The sequence below is a fragment of the Streptomyces sp. NPDC003038 genome (assembly GCF_040611115.1).
Taxonomy (GTDB): Bacteria; Actinomycetota; Actinomycetes; order Streptomycetales; family Streptomycetaceae; genus Streptomyces.
In genome coordinates, this window is the sequence record NZ_JBEXNN010000002.1 from 135078 (window position 1) to 151078 (window position 16001).

Consider the following 16001-nt stretch of genomic DNA (forward strand, 5'->3'; position numbering starts at 1 on the left):
CGTTGCCGGTCCGGGTAAAGGGCTTCACCGGAGGTGCGGGCCCTTTGGGGCCGCTCCAGAGCGGAACGCCCCGCCCGCCGGGGGCCAGTGGCCGTGCCCGTCCCGCCCCCTCCGTCCCTTCCCTTCACCGTCCCTTTCCCCACCCGGCCGTCCGTCCCGCCAAGCGTGAATGCGCAATCGATCGAAACAATCAGTTCGGCGGTTCCGCCTCATGTTCAAGCGCGGATGGTCAGACGGGGGAGCAGTTCCAGGTGCTGGCGCGGGCTTTCCTCCGTCGCGCCGCCCGCCGCCTGGGACGTCAGTCGGTCCAGCAGCAGCCCTGCCGCCCGCGCCCCCACCTCGCGCTTGGCCGGGGCCACCGACGACAGCGGTACGTCGGCCATGCCGGCCACCTCGTCGTCATACGTGATCACGGCCAGGTCCTCATGCACCCGCACACCTCGCGCCTGGAGCCTCGGGATCAGCATGATCGCGTCGGTGTCACTGTGGATCAGCGCAGCGGTCACACCGCCCACCGTCACCGCGCCGCACAGGTAGTCCAGCGTCCGGGCGAACAGATCCGCGTCGGACAGCGGGCCCGGGCCGACCGGCGGCCACGGCGGCGCCGGCTCCAGCCCGAGCGCGGCCACGGCCGCCTCGTACCCGGTCCGCAGCCGCGCCGTGGTCGGGGTGGTCCGGCTGGCCAGCGCGATCCGCCGGTGGCCCAGACCCACGAGGTGCTGCACTGCCCGCGCCGCGCCGTGCGCATGGTCGGAGGCGACCCGGTCCAGAGCCGCCGCCGGATGCCCCGGCGGCGCCCACCGCTCCACCAGCACCGTCGGGACGGGCAGTTCCGCGGTCCACTCACCCTCACCGGGCCCGGGTGACCCGGCCTCCCAGTTCGGCGTCAGCAGCAGGCCGTGCGCCCCGGTGGAGAGCAACCGGTCCGCCTGCGTCCGGTCCTCGCCCGGCAGGTACCGGGTCAGCCCCACGGTCAGCCGCGCCCCCCGCGCTTCGACCGCCTCGCGGGCTCCCCGTACGACATCGGCGTAGTAGTACTCGGTCGTGGGCACCACCATCCCGACTACCAGCCCTTCGCCGTCGCGGGCCGCACCCACGGCGCCGGAGGCGGACCACGGACCGGCAGCCGCACCGCCGGTACCCGGCCGGCCACCGAGCCCCGGTTCCCGGCCCGCCTCCACGCGGCTGATCACCCCGTGCATCCGCTGGATCTCGCCCCGCGCCGCCATCGCCTCGATGTCCCGCCGCAGGGTGACGGGCGAGATGCCGAGCTCCTCGGCCAACTCCGCCACCCGCACACTGCCCCGGGCCCGGACGAGGGCGAGTACCTGTGCCTGGCGCTGGTCTACATGTGGTCTCACAGTGTCCCCCTGGGGTCTGCGCGCCGGTCTGCGTGCGGTCTGCGGTCTACGGTCTGCGATGTGCTGGCCACGCCCACGGTCAGGGCCAGCGCCAGGGCCACGGCACGGCCCCGGTCTGCCTGGTGTGCGGGCGTGGTCCGCTCCGTCAGTGCCATCATAGGCAACCGAACCGATCGATTCGATCGGTTCCGATCAACTGGTCATTGACGGCGTGGTCCGCGCGTTCATATATTCGGCGGAGTCCCCGCACCTCACGGCATCTGGACCTCTCTCGGGAGTCAGCGCATGCTCACGCACGACCAGGACGGATTCCGGCGCGCAGACCGCCCCCACCGCATCGTCTCGGGGGCGCTGCACTACTTCCGGGTCCATCCAGACCTGTGGGAGGACCGGCTGAAGCGGCTGCGCGCCCTGGGTGCGAACACCGTGGACACGTACGTCCCCTGGAACTTCCACGAAACCGCCCCCGGCAAGGCCGACTTCACCGACTGGCGCGACCTCGGCCGTTTCCTGCGCATCGCCCAGGACCTCGGCCTCGACGCCATCGTCCGCCCCGGCCCGTACATCTGCGCCGAGTGGGACCTGGGCGGCCTGCCCGCCCGCCTCCTCGCCGTCGACGGCCTGCACCTGCGCTGCTCCGACCCCCGTTTCGAGGCCGAGGTGGACGGCTGGTTCGACCTCGTCGTCCCCGAGCTGCTGCCCCTCCTCGCGAGCCGCGGCGGCCCGGTGGTCGCCGTACAGATCGAGAACGAGTACGGCTCGTACGGCAATGACGGCGGCTACCGTGCCCACGTGGAACAGGCGCTCGTCGAACGCGGCGTGGACTGCCTGCTGTTCACCGCGGACGGCCCCGAGGACGCCATGCTCCAGGGCGGCATGATCCCCGGCCGGCTCGCCACCGCCACCTTCGGCGCCCGCCCCGCCGAACGCTTCGACGTCCTGCGCCGCTACCAGAAAACCGGCCCGCTGGCCGCGATGGAGTTCTGGATCGGCTGGTTCGACCACTGGGGCGAGGACCACCACGTCCGCGCCGTCGACGACGCGGCCGGCGCGCTCGACGAACTCCTCGCCACCGGCGCCTCCGTCAACCTCTACATGGCCCACGGCGGCACCAACTTCGGCTTCTGGGCCGGCGCCAACCACACCGGTGCCCGCCCCGGCGAGCCCGGCTACCAGCCCACCGTCACCAGTTACGACTACGACGCACCCATCGGCGAGGCCGGTGAACTGACGCCCAAGTTCCACGCCTTCCGCGAGGTCATCGGCAAGTACGTCCCGCTGCCCGACGAGCCGCTGCCCGAACCGCCGCCCCGGATCACCCCGGCCCTCGCCACCCCGGCGGGCACGGCTTCGCTCTTCGCCGGCCTCGACGGAGGTGTCCTCGGCGGCCCGCCGGTCCTGCGCCCCGCGCCCGAGTCGATGGAGCGGCTCGGCCAGAGCCACGGCCTGATCCACTACCGCACCACCATCACCGGTCCCCGCCCCGCCATGCCCGTCAAGATCGACGGCCTCGGCGACCGCGCGTACGTCTTCGCGGACGGCGCGCCGCTCGGGATCCTCGACCGGAACATGCCCGACGAGGGGCTCGATCTGCCCGTCGGCGCGGCCGGCGTGGTCCTCGACGTACTCGTGCGCGCCCAGGGCCGGGTCAACTACGGGCCGCTGCTCGACGACCGCAAGGGCATCTGGCGCGGCGTACGCCACGGCCACCAGCAGCTGTTCGAGTGGCAGATCCGCCCGCTGCCGCTGACCGACCTGACCGGACTCGACTGGTCCGCCGACCCCGCCGCCGCTCCTGAGGAAGGCCGGCCGGCCTTCCACCGCTTCACCCACGCGCTCCCGCACGAGCCGGCCGACGCCTTCCTCGATGTGTCCGGCTGGGGGACCGGCCTCATCTGGCTGAACGGTTTCCTCCTCGGCCACTACGACACACCGCGCGGCCCGCAGCGCACCCTGTACGCCCCCGGGCCCCTGTGGCGTACCGGGCAGAACGAGATCATCGTTCTCGAACTGGAGCGTCCCGGCACCGACCTGCCGCTGCGCGACCAGCCCGACCTCGGCCGCCCCACGGTCGTCACCCTCCAGTGAGAGAAGCTCCTCACGTGAAGCGAACGAGCGCCCGTCTCGCCGACGGCCGCGAGATCCTCTACTACGACGCGGACCACACCGACGGTATGGATGGTACGGACGGTACGGACCGTACGGACGCCAGCGCGGTACGTGCCGTCCCCGACACCCGCCCGCTCGACGCGCCCGCCACCGCCTCCGAAGTACGCCGCGACCCCTTGCTCGGGGATGCCGTCGTCATCGCCTCCCACCGCCAGGGCCGCACCCACCTGCCCCCCGCCGACGCCTGCCCGCTGTGCCCCTCCACCGAGGGACGCGCGAGCGAGATCCCGGCCCCCGACTACGAAGTCGCCGTCTTCGAGAACCGCTTCCCCTCCCTCGCCGGCGACACCGGCCGCTGCGAGGTGATCTGCTTCACCCCCGACCACCTGACCTCCTTCGCCGACCTCGACGAGGAGCGCGCCTCGCTCGTCCTGGCCGCCTGGACCGACCGCACCGCCGAACTCTCCGCCCGCAAGGGGGTCGAGCAGGTCTACTGCTTCGAGAACCGGGGCGCCGAGATCGGCGTCACCCTCGGGCACCCGCACGGGCAGATCTACGCCTTTCCCTTCATCACCCCGCGCACCACCCGGATGCTGGCCACCGTCGCCGCCCACCGCACGCGCACCGGCGGCAACCTCTTCGAAGAGGTCCTCGCCGCCGAGCGCGCCGAACCCGCCGAGCGGAGCCGCGTCGTCCTCGCCGCGGAGCACTGGACCGCCTTCGTGCCCTACGCGGCGCGCTGGCCGTACGAGGTCCACCTCTACCCGCACCGCCGGGTCCCCGACCTGCCCGCCCTGGGCGGGGCGGCCCGCGCCGAGTTCCCCGGGGTCTACCTGGAGCTGCTGCGCCGCTTCGACCGGCTCTTCGGCCGGCCCGATCCGACCCCGTACATCTCCGCCTGGCACCAGGCCCCGACCGGTGAGGGCCGCGCCGACTTCGCGCTCCACCTGGAGCTGTTCACGGTCCGCCGCACCGCGGACAAGCTGAAGTACCTCGCCGGTACCGAATCCGGGATGGAGGCCTACATGAACGACGTCCGGCCGGAGGACGCGGCCGCGCGCCTGCGGGAGGTGGCAAGCCGGTGAGCGGCACGGCGCAGGTTTTCCAGGAGCTGTACGGGTACCCGCCCGAGGGGGTCTGGGCGGCTCCGGGCCGGGTGAACCTGATCGGCGAGCACACCGACTACAACGACGGCTTCGTCCTCCCCTTCGCCCTCGCGCAGCGCACCGAGGTCGCCGCCGCCCGCCGCACTGACAGGACCCTCAGGCTCCACTCCGCCGACGTCCCCTCCGGTGTGGTGACCCTCGACCTGGCCGGACTCGATCCGGCGCGACCCCCGCAGGCCGCCGCGCGTTGGGCCGCGTACCCGGCCGGTGTGGTGTGGGCCCTCCTGGACGCCGGTCTTCCGGTCCAGGGCGTCGATCTGCACGTACGGTCCGAGGTGCCCGCCGGGGCCGGCCTGTCCTCCTCCGCTGCGCTGGAGGTGGCCACCGCGCTGGCCCTCACCGAGCTGTACGGGCTCCCGCTCACGCGGCCCCACCTGGCCGCGCTCGCCCGGCGCGCGGAGAACGCGTACGTCGGCGTCCCCTGCGGGGTGATGGACCAGATGGCCTCCGCGTGCGCCACCGAGGGACAGGCCCTCCACCTGGACACCCGCACGCTCGAACAGCGGCACATCCCCTTCGACTGCGAGGCGGCGGGCCTGCGCCTCCTCGTCATCGACACCCGGGTCAAGCACGACCTGGCCGACGGGGCGTACGCGCAGCGCCGGGCCTCCTGTCACCGGGCGGCCGCGGCGCTCGGGGTACCGGCGCTCCGTGACCTGGCGCACGAGGGGCTGGAGCGGGAGCTGGCCCGCCTGGACGACCCGGTGGTGCGCAAGCGGGTCCGGCACGTCGTCACGGAGAACGAACGGGTCGTACGGATCGAGGAGTTGCTGCGCGCCGGGCGGCTTCGGGAGACGGGCCCGCTGCTCACCGAGGGGCATGCCTCGCTGCGCGACGACTACGAGGTCTCCTGTCCGGAGCTCGACCTGGCGGTGGCCACGGCCCGTGCGGCGGGCGCGTACGGGGCCCGGATGACGGGCGGCGGCTTCGGCGGCTCGGCCCTGGCCCTGATCGACGCGGACGCCGAGCCGGCGGTGGCGCGGGCGGTGACGGAGGCCTTCCTCACGGCGGGTTTCACACCGCCCCGCATCACGGCGGCGGCACCCTCCGCGGGCGCGCAACGGGTCGTCTGAGTCCGTCGGCCGCGTGCCGACCCGAGCCGACCCGAGCCGACCGGGGCCGCCGACCCGGCTGGGTCGGCAGGGTCGCGCTCAAGCGTCACCGCACGCCGTGGCCGCTCTACCCCGACCCGCGCCCCGAACCGGTGAGCCTAGACTGACCACTTGGCCGATCACGTACTGGACGAGTGCGGAGGAACCACACGCATGCGCCATCTCCCCCTGGGCCGTTCAGGTCTGCTGGTGTCCGCCGTCGGGCTCGGCTGCAACAACTTCGGCGGCCGCCTCGATGCCCGGGCCACCCGCGCCGTCGTCGACGCCGCCCTCGACGCCGGTATCACCCTCCTCGACACGGCCGATGTCTACGGCGGCCGCGGCGGTTCCGAAAGCCACCTCGGGCAGGCCCTCAAGGGGCGCCGCGATCAGGTCGTCCTGGCCACCAAGTTCGGCCACGCCGGCACGGACATGGAGTACGGGCCCGCCGCCGGAGCCCGCGGGGGCCGCGCGTACATCCGGCGGGCCGTCGAGGAGTCACTGCGCCGCCTCGACACCGATCACATCGACCTCTACCAGCTGCACAGCCCCGACCCGGCCACCCCCATCGCCGAGACCCTGGCCGCGCTCACCGAGCTCGTCACCGAGGGCAAGATCCGCTACATCGGCCACTCCAACCTCAGCGGCTGGCAGCTCGCCGAAGCCGCCCACATCGCCCGCGAGACGGGCGCCACGCCCTTCGTGTCGGCGCAGAACCAGTGGTCGCTGCTGGAGCGCTCGGCCGAGCGCGAGCTGGTCCCGGCGGCCCTGCACTACGGCGTCGGCGTGCTCCCGTACTTCCCGCTCGCCAACGGCCTGCTGACCGGCAAGATCCGCCGCGGCGCGCCCGTCCCGCCCGGCTCGCGCCTCGAAGGCCGCGACGCGTACCTCACCGAGGCGCGGCTCGACGTGGTCGAAGCGCTGGCCGCGCTCGCCGACAAGTACGGCCGCAGCGTCCTCGAACTGGCCATCGGCTGGCTCTCCGCCCAGCCCGGCTGCGCCTCCGTCATCGCGGGAGCCACCTCCGCCGAGCAGGTACGCGCCAACGCGGCCGTCGCCGACCGCCCGCTGGAGGCGGAGCTGCTCGCGGAGATCGACGCTGTCGCGCCGGGCGTCGCCGCGTGAACGGCGGAAGACCGCTGCGCTGCCCACGCCCGCCGGAGTGACGCGGGCCGGCCACGCCGCGCCCCGGCTGGGGGGCGCGGGCCGGCCATGCCACGGACTACGGCGAAGCCGTCGAGGACGTCCGCGCGTTCCCCGACGGCTTACCCGTACGCGTACTTCCCTGCCGTCCGGTGGGGGTCCTCCCGCTCAGGACACGATGTCCTTGCGGGAGAAGCCCCGGAACGCCAGCGCGAACAGCACCAGCGCGTACGACACCGACACGGCCGTCCCCTTGATCATCCCGCCCCACTCCAGCTGCGGCTGCAACGCGTCCGCCCAGGCGAACTGCCAGTGCGCCGGCAGGAACTCCCGCCACGACCCGAGCGCCGTCACCGCGTCCAGGACATTGCCGACGATCGTCAGCCCGACCGCACCGCCCACCGCTCCCAGCGGTGCGTCGGTGCGCGTGGACAGCCAGAACGCCAGGCCCGCCGTGACCAGCTGCGACATGAAGATGAAGGCGACCGCCAGTGCCAGCCGCGGCACGGTGTCCGCGGCCGCGAGTGCTCCGCCCGTCGGGAGCTTCAGCGGCCCCCATCCGTACGCGGCGGTGCCCGCGGCCAGCGCCACCACCGGTAGCAGCACCATCGCCGCCAGGCTGAAGCCCAGCGCCACCACCAGCTTGCTCCACAGCAGCCGCGCCCTCGGTACCGGCGAGGCCAGCAGGTAGCGCAGCGAGGACCAGCTCGCCTCGGAGGCCACCGTGTCCCCGCAGAACAGCGCCACCGGCACCACCAGCAGGAAACCGGCCGAGACGAACAGACAGGTGGCCGCGAAATTCGCGCCCGATGCCGTGGCCGTGTCGATCAGGGTGATCCGGCCGTTCCCGCGGCCGGGGCCGTCGTCCGGGCCGCCGCCCACCGCGAACGCGATGATCATGATGAAGGGCAGTGCGGCCAGTACCCCGCCCATCACCAGCGTCCGCCGCCTGCGCCACTGCCGCATCGCTTCCACGCGCAGCGGCAGCGTACGACTCGCCTGGTAGCCGGGAGCCACCTCCTGCACCGTGCTCATGCCGAACCTCCGATCAGGGTGAGGAACGCGTCCTCCAGCCGTCGGTGCGGCCCCACTCCGGTCACCGGCACCTCCAGCCGTACGAGTTCGGCGACCAACCCGGCGGGCGTCGCGCCTTCGAGCCGTACGAGCAGCCCGTCGTCGGCGGCCACCACGGAACCCACTCCCTCCAGCGCCGCGACCTTCTCGACGCCCACCTCGTCCACGGGACCCGCCACCGTCACCAGCAGGGTGTCCCCGCCGCCGGTGATCTCGGCGACCTCGCCGGCCGCCACCCGCTGCCCGCGGTCCATGACCACCAGGTGCGTACAGGACTGTTCCACCTCCGACAGCAGGTGGCTGGAGACGATGACCGTCCGGCCGCCCGCCGCGTAGCGGATCATCACGTCCCGCATCTCCCGGATCTGCGGCGGGTCCAGACCGTTCGTCGGCTCGTCGAGGATCAGCAGATCCGGCATCCCGAGCATGGCCTGCGCGATCGCGAGCCGCTGGCGCATGCCCTGTGAGTACGTGCGCACCGCGCGCTCCAGCGCGTCGCCCAGCCCGGCGATCTCCAGGGCCTCCGCCAGGTGCGAGTCCTCGGCCGGGCGCCCCGTCGCCTGCCAGTACAGCTCCAGGTTGGCGCGCCCCGTCAGGTGCGGCAGGAAGCCCGCGCCCTCCACGAACGCCCCGACCCGCGACAGCACCGGCGCTCCGGCCCGCACCGCGTGTCCGAACACCCGGATCTCCCCGGCGTCCGGGGAGATCAGCCCCATCAGCATCCGCAGAGTGGTGGTCTTCCCGGCGCCGTTGGGCCCGAGGAGGCCCAGCACCTGCCCCTTCTCCACCCGGAAGGAAAGGTCCCGCACGGCGTAGCGGTCCTGGGCCTTCGCGTACCGCTTCGTCAGCCCCGTGATTTCGAGCGGTACGTCGGCCAGTGCGGCCTCCGGCTGCGGTACCCCGGCCCGTGTCCCCGCAGCCCCCCGACCGGTCCTCCGGATCCCGAGCAGCGCCGCGGCCAGCGCCGCGGCGCCCAGCGGCAGCCCCCACGTCCAGGCGGGCAGGGTGGCCGCGGCGGTCCGCACCCCGGCCGTGACGGGGACGGCCAGCGGGCCCTCCACCGACACCGTGTAGGCGGCCGGCTCGGCCGGGGTCGCGTAAGCCAGGTCCGTCGCGGCGACCACGAGCCGCAGCCGGTGCCCGGCTTCGACGGAGTGGTCGATGGCCGGCAGCCTCAGTGCGACGGCCACGCCCTGCTGCGCGTTCTCCACCCGCACCGGGGCGACCAGCTGGCTGGGCAGCACCTGCTGCCGGCCGTCCGGCCCGACGTCGTACACCTTGCCGAACAGCACGGCCGAACCGTCCGCGGCTGTCGACCTCACCTTCAGGGTGACGGTCGGGGTCCCGGTGATCCCTACGTCCCCGGCAAGAGGCTCCGACTCGAACACGGCGTTCTGGCCGGGAAAGTCCAGCGAGAGCCCGGCTCCGAAGGCGGCGAGCTGTCCGCCGATCCCGGGCAGGGAGGACAGGGCGGGGGGCGCGCCGCCCGCGGGGTTGGCGAAGGTCTGCTCGCGTCCGCTCAGGGCGAACTCCCGCGGGCCGGACGTGAGGCCGGGGTAGCGCTCGCCGCGCGCGCCGCGCAGTTTCACCTCCCCGTCGGTGGAGTCGATGCCGCCGGAGCGCGAGACCCGGAAAGCAGGTCCCGTGTCCGCGCCCGCGTCGTCCTTGAGGTAGCGGTCGAACCAGGCGGCCACCCGGGCCTCGGCACGGTCGGCCTCCCGCATGCCGCCGTCGTGTCCGCCGGCCGCCCAGTCGACGGAGACCGGCGCACCGTTCGCCGCGATGGCCTTGGCCATGGCATCGGCCTGGTCGAGCGGGAAGAGGGAGTCGTCCTGGCCCTGCACGATGAGGGTCGGCACCTTGATGGAGGCGGCGACGGCCGACGGGCTGCGCTTTTCCAGCAGGTCCCGGGCCTCGGGGTCGGGTTTCCCGGCCACTGCGACCCGCTCGTACATCGCGCAGAGGTCGGGCTGGAACCGCCCGCACCCGGGGGCGGCCACCGGATCGGCGCCCGGTGCCGCACCCCGTGCCGAGTCCGGTGCCGAGTCCTGTACCCCGTCCTGCGCCGCGCGTTGCGATGCCATCCCGCCGGACGAGCCGGTCGTGAAGAAGATGCCGGCCCACAGCTTCTTGAAGACGCCGTTCGGGAAGAGGGAGTCCGCCAGGTTCCAGTAGGTGATCTGCGGAGCGATCGCGTCCACCCGCCGGTCGTACCCGGCCGCGAGCAGCGACGCCGCGCCTCCGTAGGAGGCCCCCGACACGCCGACGCGTGGATCGCCGTCCGCGTCGAGCCGCACCTCGGGACGGGTCGCGAGCCAGTCGATGAGCCGGGAGACGTCCTTGACCTCGTGTTCGGGGTCGTTGAGCCCGATCCGGCCGCCGGAGCGGCCGAAGCCGCGCGCCGACCAGGTCAGAACGGCGTACCCCTCGCGGGCCAGCTGTTCGGCCTGCTCCCGGAGATCGTCCTTGCTGCCGCCGAAACCGTGCCCGAGGAGCACAGCCGGACGTTTCCCGCCCGCGCCGTTCCCCGCGCCGTTCCCCGCGCCGTTCCCCGCGCCGTCGCCTCCGCCAGCGGTGAAGTACGAGGTGTCGATCCCGGCACCGGGCATGGTCAGAACGTGGTCCTCGCGGTGTACGGCCGGCGCGTCGCCGGACACGGCGGTGGCCGTCCACGTACCGGCTCCCGCGACGACGGCGAGCGCGGCGACGCCCGCGACCAGGCGGCCTCGGCGTCGCTGGGGCAGGCGTAGCTTCATACGGGAACCCTAAACGCCCGGACACCCGTCACCCGAGCGCCCAGAGGGGGAAGTCCCGACCTTCTCAGGGAGTACGCGGGCCGTCCCGTGTACCGCGCCTGCGGTACACCGCCGTCCGCCGTCCGACCTGCGGGCTACGCCGACCGGCGGGAGGATGGCCGCATGCTGCTGGCCGAGGTCGCACGCGTGTCCCGGGAAGTCGCCGAAACCCCGGCCCGGTCCCGGAAGACCGCCCTGCTCGCGGAGTTGTTCGCCGCCGCGCCCCCCGAGGAGGCCGGCCTGGTGATCTCCTACCTTGCCGGGAGCCTTCCCCAGGGGCGCCCCGGCATCGGCTGGCGCGCCCTCGGCCAAGCCGTCACCCCCGCTCCGGCTCCCGCCCTCACCGTGCGCGCCGTCGACGCGGCGGTGAGCGAACTCGCCGCCGTCGCGGGTACGGGGGCCCAGGCCGAGCGGCGCCGGATCCTCGACGCCCTGCTGGGCGCGGCCACTGAGCCGGAGCAGGCCTTCCTGCGCCGGCTGCTGTCCGGCGAGGTGCGCCAGGGCGCTCTCGACGCGGTGGCCCTGGAGGGTGTGGCCGCGGCCGCCGGGGTGCCGGCCGCCGAGCTGCGCCGCGCCGTGATGCTCGACGGCTCGCTGCCCAGGGTGGCGGTGGCCGTGCTGGCCGGGGGAGCGCAAGCACTGGGCGGCTTCACCCTGCGCGTCGGGCAGCCCGTACAGCCCATGCTGGCGAACAGCGCCAAGTCGGTGGGAGAGGCCCTCGCCGCGCTCGGACCCTGCGTGGTGGAGGAGAAACTCGACGGGATCCGGATCCAGGTCCACCGGGAGGGGGACGACGTACGGGTGTACACGCGTTCCCTGGACGAGATCACCGACCGGCTGCCGGAGGTGGCCGAGCTGGCCCTGTCGCTGCCGGGGGAGCGGTTCATCCTCGACGGCGAGGTCATCGGCCAGACGGCGGACGGGCGTCCGGTGCCGTTCCAGGAGGTCGCGAGCCGGGTCGGCTCCCGGGTCGACGTCGAGACGGCCCGGCGGACGCTGCCGGTACTCCCGTACTTCTTCGACGTACTGGCCGCCGGAGAGGACATCCTGCTCGACCTCCCGGTCCGCGAGCGCCACCAGATCCTCGCCGGCCTCGTGCCCCGCGGCGCCCGGGTCCGCAGGCTCGTCGTCGAGGACCCGCGCACGCAGGCAGCCGAGGCCGAGGAGTTCTGGGCCGAGACCCTGCGCCGCGGCCACGAGGGCGTGATGGTCAAGTCCCTCGAATCCGCCTACGCGGCCGGCCGGCGCGGCAAACACTGGCTCAAGGTGAAGCCCGTCCACACCCTTGACCTGGTGGTGCTCGCCGCCGAATGGGGCCACGGGCGGCGCACCGGACTGCTGTCGAACCTGCACCTGGGGGCGCGGGCCGCCGACGGCACGTACGCGATGCTCGGCAAGACCTTCAAGGGGCTCACCGACGTGATGCTGCGCTGGCAGACCGACCGGCTGCGCCGGCTGGCGGTCTCGGACGACGGCTTCACCGTGCGCGTACGGCCCGAGCTGGTGGTGGAGATCGCCTACGACGGCCTGCAGCGCTCCCCGCGCTACCCGGCCGGGGTCGCCCTGCGCTTCGCACGCGTGCTGCGGCACCGTCCGGACAAGAGCGCGGCGGAGGCCGACACGGTGGAGACGGTACTCGGAGAGGGCAGCACCGGCTGAGGCGGATTTTGCCTCGCAGGCAAGAAATTTGCCCGCATGGCAGGAACCGAGCTAAATCGAGGCATGACATCCGGTCCCGGTACCGTTCCGATCCGGCGAGGCCCGCGAGTGGCGGCGCCGCGGGCCCTGAAGGCGCCGCCGCCGACGGCAGCCCCGGGGGGCCCCGTGCCCGCTCCCGATCCGGGCCTCACCGCTCTGGAAACATGCAGGTCCTGTCGCTACCCTCCGCGCATGATTTCCACGGTTGTCTGGGGTACCGGCAACGTCGGCCGTCTGGCCATCCGTGCCGTCGAGGCCCATCCAGCGCTGAAACTCGTCGCGGTCATCGTCCACAACCCGTCCAAGGTCGGCCGCGACGCGGGCGAACTCGGCGGAGTGGGCCGCCCGTTGGGCGTCGCGGCCACCGACGACATCGAAGCCGTACTGGCCGCCCGCCCGCAAGCCGTCGTGTACGCGGCCTCGGGGGACATCCGCCCCGACGACGCCCTCGCCGACATCACCCGGGCGATCCGGTCCGGTGCGGTGGTCGTCAGCCCCGCGCTGTACCCGCTCTACGACCACCGCGGCGCCCCGCCGGAATTCCGGGATCCGGTGCTGGCCGCCATCGCGGCGGGCGGCGGCTCGCTCTTCGCCTCCGGCGTCGACCCGGGCTGGGGCAACGACGTACTCCCGCTCCTGCTCAGCGGCCTGGGTACCACCATCGACGCCATCCGGTGCCAGGAGATCTTCGACTACTCCACCTACGAGCAACCGGACTCCGTGCGCTACCTCGTCGGCATGGGACAGCCCATGGACCACGAGCCGATGATGCTCATGCCGTCGGTCCCGACCATGGTGTGGGGCGGGCAGATACGGATGATGGCCCGCGCCCTCGGGGTCGAACTCGACGAGATCCGCGAGATGTCGCAGCGGCGCGCGCTCGACACCACCGTGACCACCAGGACCATGGGCGAGTTCGAGGCCGGCACCCAGGGCGCGATCCGGTTCGAGGTGCAGGGCATCGTCGAGGGCGAACCCCGCATCGTCATCGAGCACGTCACCCGCATCCACGCCTCGTGCGCGCCGGACTGGCCGATGCCGCCCGATGGCGGTGACGGCGCCCACCGGGTCGTCATCGAAGGCCGTCCCCGCATCGAGGTCACCATCGAGGCCACCGACGAGGGGGAGAACCGCTCCGCCGGAGGCAACGCCACCGCCGTCGGCCGACTCGTGAGCGCCATCGACTGGCTCACCGAGGCGAAGCCCGGACTCTACGACGCCCTCGACATCCCGCTGCGCCCCGCCATCGGCAGACTCGGAAGGAAACAGCCATGAGGATCGACATTCCCGAAGGCCGGCACCCGATCGAGTACGTCTGGGGCGACATGGTCCCCGGCATCGGGACGGCCGCCGCGAACTTCTCCCTGTCGGTGTACGCCCACACCACTCTGGGGCTGCGCGAGTTCGAGGCCGCGAGGCTTCGGGTCGCGCAGATCAACGGATGCGTCTTCTGCCTCGACTGGCGCACCGAACGGGACGGGGAGAAGGTCGAGGACGGATTCCCGGACGCCGTCACCGAGTGGCGCACCACCGACGCCTTCGACGTCCGCACCCGGCTGGCGGCGGAGTACGCCGAGCGCTACACCCTCGATCACCACGGCCTCGACGACGCCTTCTGGGGGCGGATGACCGCGCACTACAGCCAGCTGGAGATCGTGGAGCTGACGATGAGCATCGGGTCCTGGCTGGCCTTCGGCCGCCTCAACCACGTGCTCGGCCTCGACAGCGTCTGCGTGCTGCCGGGGCACTGATATGCCGTCGGGCCCTGACGGGTCCGGCGCTGACATGGGTCCGGGGCCGCCCGGTGGATCCGACCGGCCCCGGCCCCGGCCACGGCCCCGGCGCGCAGGCGCGCCAGGCCTACAGGTCGGTGGCGATGATCTTCTCGATGTTGCGTTCGGCGAGCGCCGTGATGGTGACGAACGGGTTGACGCTGGTGTTGCCGGGGATGAGCGCGCCGTCGATCACGTACAGGCCGGTGTAGCCGTGCAGGCGCCCGTAGTTGTCGGTGGCCTCGTTCAGGACCGCGCCGCCGAGCGGGTGGTAGGTGAGGTGGTCTCCCCAGATCTTGTTGGCGCCGAAGAGGTCGGTCCGGTAGATCGTCCCCTCCTTCGAGTTGATCTTGTCGAAGATGCTCTTCGCCATGTCGATCGAGGGCTGCTTCCAGGCCGTCTGCCAGTCCAGGTCGACCTTGCCCGCCGCGGCGTTCCAGGAGAACCGGGCGCGGTGGGGGTTCTTGGTGATCGAGAGGTAGAAGGAGGCGTAGGTCTCGATCCCCGTCGGCAGCGGTGCGACCTCGGCGAACGCGCCGCCCGCGTCCCAGTTGTCGATGCCGCCGCACGGGATGGCGGACTGGACCTTGCCGGTCGCGTCCCACATGTGGTTGGCGCGGCCGCACATGACGTTGCCGTTGTCGCCCCAGCCCCTGCCGATCTCGCTGTTCAGACGGGGCAGGACGCCGGTGGCCTTCAGCTTGACGAGCAGCTTGCTGGTGCCGACGCTGCCGGCCGCGAAGAACACCCGGTCCGAGGCGACGGTCTTGGTGGCCGTGACGTCGCCGGTCGTGTTCAGCTGCTCGATGGTGACCGTGAAGCCGCCGCCGGACGCGGGGGCGACCGAGGTGACCCGGTGCAGGGGCGAGATGGTGACCTTCCCGGTGGCCTTGGCGGCCGCGAGGTAGGTCTGCTGGAGCGACCTCTTGCCGTAGTTGTTGCCGTAGAGGATCTCTCCGGCGACCGCCGACTTGGGGACGGTGCCGGCGGCCTCCTTCTTCATGTAGTCCCAGTCGTATACGTCCGGGACGAAGACGAAGGGGAAGCCCGAGCGCTGGGCGTGCTTGCGGCCGACGCGGGCGTACTGGTAGCAGTCGACGGTGTCGAACCAGGCCGGGTCGATGAGGCTCACCCCGAGCCCGGCGTTGGCTCGCGGGTAGTAGGTGCCGTACATCTCCCCGGCGTCCACCGACGGCAGGACGCTGCTGAAGTACTGCCTCTTGGGGGTCACGGCCATGCCCCCGTTGACGAGCGAGCCGCCGCCCACGCCCCGGCCCTGGTAGACGATGATGCCGCCCATCTCCTCGGCGTCCAGGATGCCGGTGTACTTGGGCACGTCCTTGTCGATCGGGAAACCGAGGAAGTTGCTGAGCGGAGCCTTGGTCCTGGTGCGCAGCCAGTAGGACCGGTAGTCCGGTGCGGTGGTGTGGGCGAAGATCTTGCCGTCACTGCCCGGGGCGTCCCAGGCCATGCCCATCTCGATCATGTGCACGTGGACTCCGGCCTGCGCCAGGCGCAGGGCGGCGACCGAACCTCCGTACCCGGTACCGATGACCAGGGCCGGGACGTTCGCCCCGTGCTCGATCGCGACGGGGGCGGAGGCTACGGCGGCCGGCGCTGCATGAGCCGCAGTGACGTGGCCGGCGAGGGCAGCCGCCCCCAGGATAGAACTCGTTCTCGTGATGAAGCCGCGGCGTGAGAGGCCGTTGGTGTTGTGACTACCGTTGTGGGGCACGGTATTTTCAGTCATGTGACATTCCTCACTCTTGGGGAGTGGGAACGAGTTCTACTG

Annotated in this window: 11 protein-coding genes; 7 read left to right on the top strand and 4 right to left on the bottom strand. The window is 72.7% G+C overall.

All coding sequences use genetic code 11. The annotated features are described in order from the left end of the window. Positions 1 to 215 precede the first annotated feature (215 nt). Positions 216 to 1361: a substrate-binding domain-containing protein gene (locus ABZX75_RS03300; protein WP_355407284.1), complete on the bottom strand. Its 1146-nt coding sequence runs from the start codon at positions 1359 to 1361 to the stop codon at positions 216 to 218. A 285-nt stretch (positions 1362 to 1646) separates the two neighbouring features. On the opposite strand from ABZX75_RS03300, the gene ABZX75_RS03305 reads away from it, so the two are divergent. The 4 genes from ABZX75_RS03305 (at position 1647) to ABZX75_RS03320 (ending at position 6852) form a co-directional block, all read left to right on the top strand. Continuing rightward, positions 1647 to 3449 carry a beta-galactosidase family protein gene (locus tag ABZX75_RS03305; protein WP_355407286.1) on the top strand — a complete coding sequence of 601 codons (1803 nt, stop codon included), beginning with the start codon at positions 1647 to 1649 and terminating at the stop codon, positions 3447 to 3449. Between the two features lie 14 nt (positions 3450 to 3463). After that, positions 3464 to 4555, top strand: coding sequence for a galactose-1-phosphate uridylyltransferase (galT, locus tag ABZX75_RS03310; RefSeq protein WP_355407288.1), 1092 nt, complete (start codon positions 3464 to 3466; stop codon positions 4553 to 4555). Further along, positions 4552 to 5709, top strand: coding sequence for a galactokinase (gene galK, locus ABZX75_RS03315; protein WP_355407290.1), 1158 nt, complete (start codon positions 4552 to 4554; stop codon positions 5707 to 5709). Before galT ends, galK begins: the two co-directional genes overlap by 4 nt. 192 nt (positions 5710 to 5901) lie before the next feature. After that, positions 5902 to 6852 (top strand): aldo/keto reductase, encoded by a 951-nt coding sequence (locus ABZX75_RS03320; RefSeq protein ID WP_355407292.1) that lies wholly within the window; start codon positions 5902 to 5904, stop codon positions 6850 to 6852. 186 nt (positions 6853 to 7038) lie between these two features. On the opposite strand, the gene ABZX75_RS03325 is transcribed toward ABZX75_RS03320, so the two are convergent. Next, positions 7039 to 7905 carry an ABC transporter permease gene (locus ABZX75_RS03325; protein ID WP_355407294.1) on the bottom strand — a complete coding sequence of 289 codons (867 nt, stop codon included), beginning with the start codon at positions 7903 to 7905 and terminating at the stop codon, positions 7039 to 7041. Beyond that, a complete protein-coding gene (locus tag ABZX75_RS03330; protein WP_355407296.1) occupies positions 7902 to 10700 on the bottom strand; it encodes an alpha/beta fold hydrolase in 2799 nt (932 codons plus the stop codon). The genes ABZX75_RS03325 and ABZX75_RS03330 overlap by 4 nt, the downstream gene beginning before the upstream one ends. A gap of 162 nt (positions 10701 to 10862) precedes the next feature. Here ABZX75_RS03330 and ABZX75_RS03335 point away from each other — a divergent pair, with 162 nt between their 5' ends. The 3 genes from ABZX75_RS03335 (at position 10863) to ABZX75_RS03345 (ending at position 14188) form a co-directional block, all read left to right on the top strand. After that, positions 10863 to 12398, top strand: a complete 1536-nt coding sequence (locus ABZX75_RS03335; RefSeq protein ID WP_355407298.1) for an ATP-dependent DNA ligase — start codon at positions 10863 to 10865, stop codon at positions 12396 to 12398. A gap of 231 nt (positions 12399 to 12629) precedes the next feature. Continuing rightward, positions 12630 to 13712, top strand: coding sequence for a dihydrodipicolinate reductase (locus ABZX75_RS03340; RefSeq protein WP_355407300.1), 1083 nt, complete (start codon positions 12630 to 12632; stop codon positions 13710 to 13712). After that, complete coding sequence (locus ABZX75_RS03345; RefSeq protein WP_355407302.1) at positions 13709 to 14188, top strand: carboxymuconolactone decarboxylase family protein; 480 nt, start codon at positions 13709 to 13711, stop codon at positions 14186 to 14188. Before ABZX75_RS03340 ends, ABZX75_RS03345 begins: the two co-directional genes overlap by 4 nt. A 109-nt stretch (positions 14189 to 14297) precedes the next feature. On the opposite strand, the gene ABZX75_RS03350 is transcribed toward ABZX75_RS03345, so the two are convergent. Beyond that, the gene (locus tag ABZX75_RS03350) at positions 14298 to 15959 is read right to left on the bottom strand and encodes a GMC oxidoreductase (RefSeq protein ID WP_355407304.1); all 1662 of its coding nucleotides are present in this window, start codon (positions 15957 to 15959) and stop codon (positions 14298 to 14300) included. Between the last annotated feature and the right edge of the window lie 42 nt (positions 15960 to 16001).

Excerpts from the sequence above, each read along its gene's own strand:
- ABZX75_RS03320 (WP_355407292.1), top strand. The coding sequence starts at position 5,902 with ATGCGCCATCTCCCCCTGGGCCGTTCAGGTCTGCTGGTGTCCGCCGTC.
- ABZX75_RS03305 (WP_355407286.1), top strand. The coding sequence starts at position 1,647 with ATGCTCACGCACGACCAGGACGGATTCCGGCGCGCAGACCGCCCCCAC.
- ABZX75_RS03340 (WP_355407300.1), top strand. The coding sequence starts at position 12,630 with ATGATTTCCACGGTTGTCTGGGGTACCGGCAACGTCGGCCGTCTGGCC.
- ABZX75_RS03325 (WP_355407294.1), bottom strand. The coding sequence starts at position 7,905 with ATGAGCACGGTGCAGGAGGTGGCTCCCGGCTACCAGGCGAGTCGTACG.
- ABZX75_RS03345 (WP_355407302.1), top strand. The coding sequence starts at position 13,709 with ATGAGGATCGACATTCCCGAAGGCCGGCACCCGATCGAGTACGTCTGG.
- ABZX75_RS03330 (WP_355407296.1), bottom strand. The coding sequence starts at position 10,700 with ATGAAGCTACGCCTGCCCCAGCGACGCCGAGGCCGCCTGGTCGCGGGC.
- ABZX75_RS03350 (WP_355407304.1), bottom strand. The coding sequence starts at position 15,959 with ATGACTGAAAATACCGTGCCCCACAACGGTAGTCACAACACCAACGGC.
- ABZX75_RS03335 (WP_355407298.1), top strand. The coding sequence starts at position 10,863 with ATGCTGCTGGCCGAGGTCGCACGCGTGTCCCGGGAAGTCGCCGAAACC.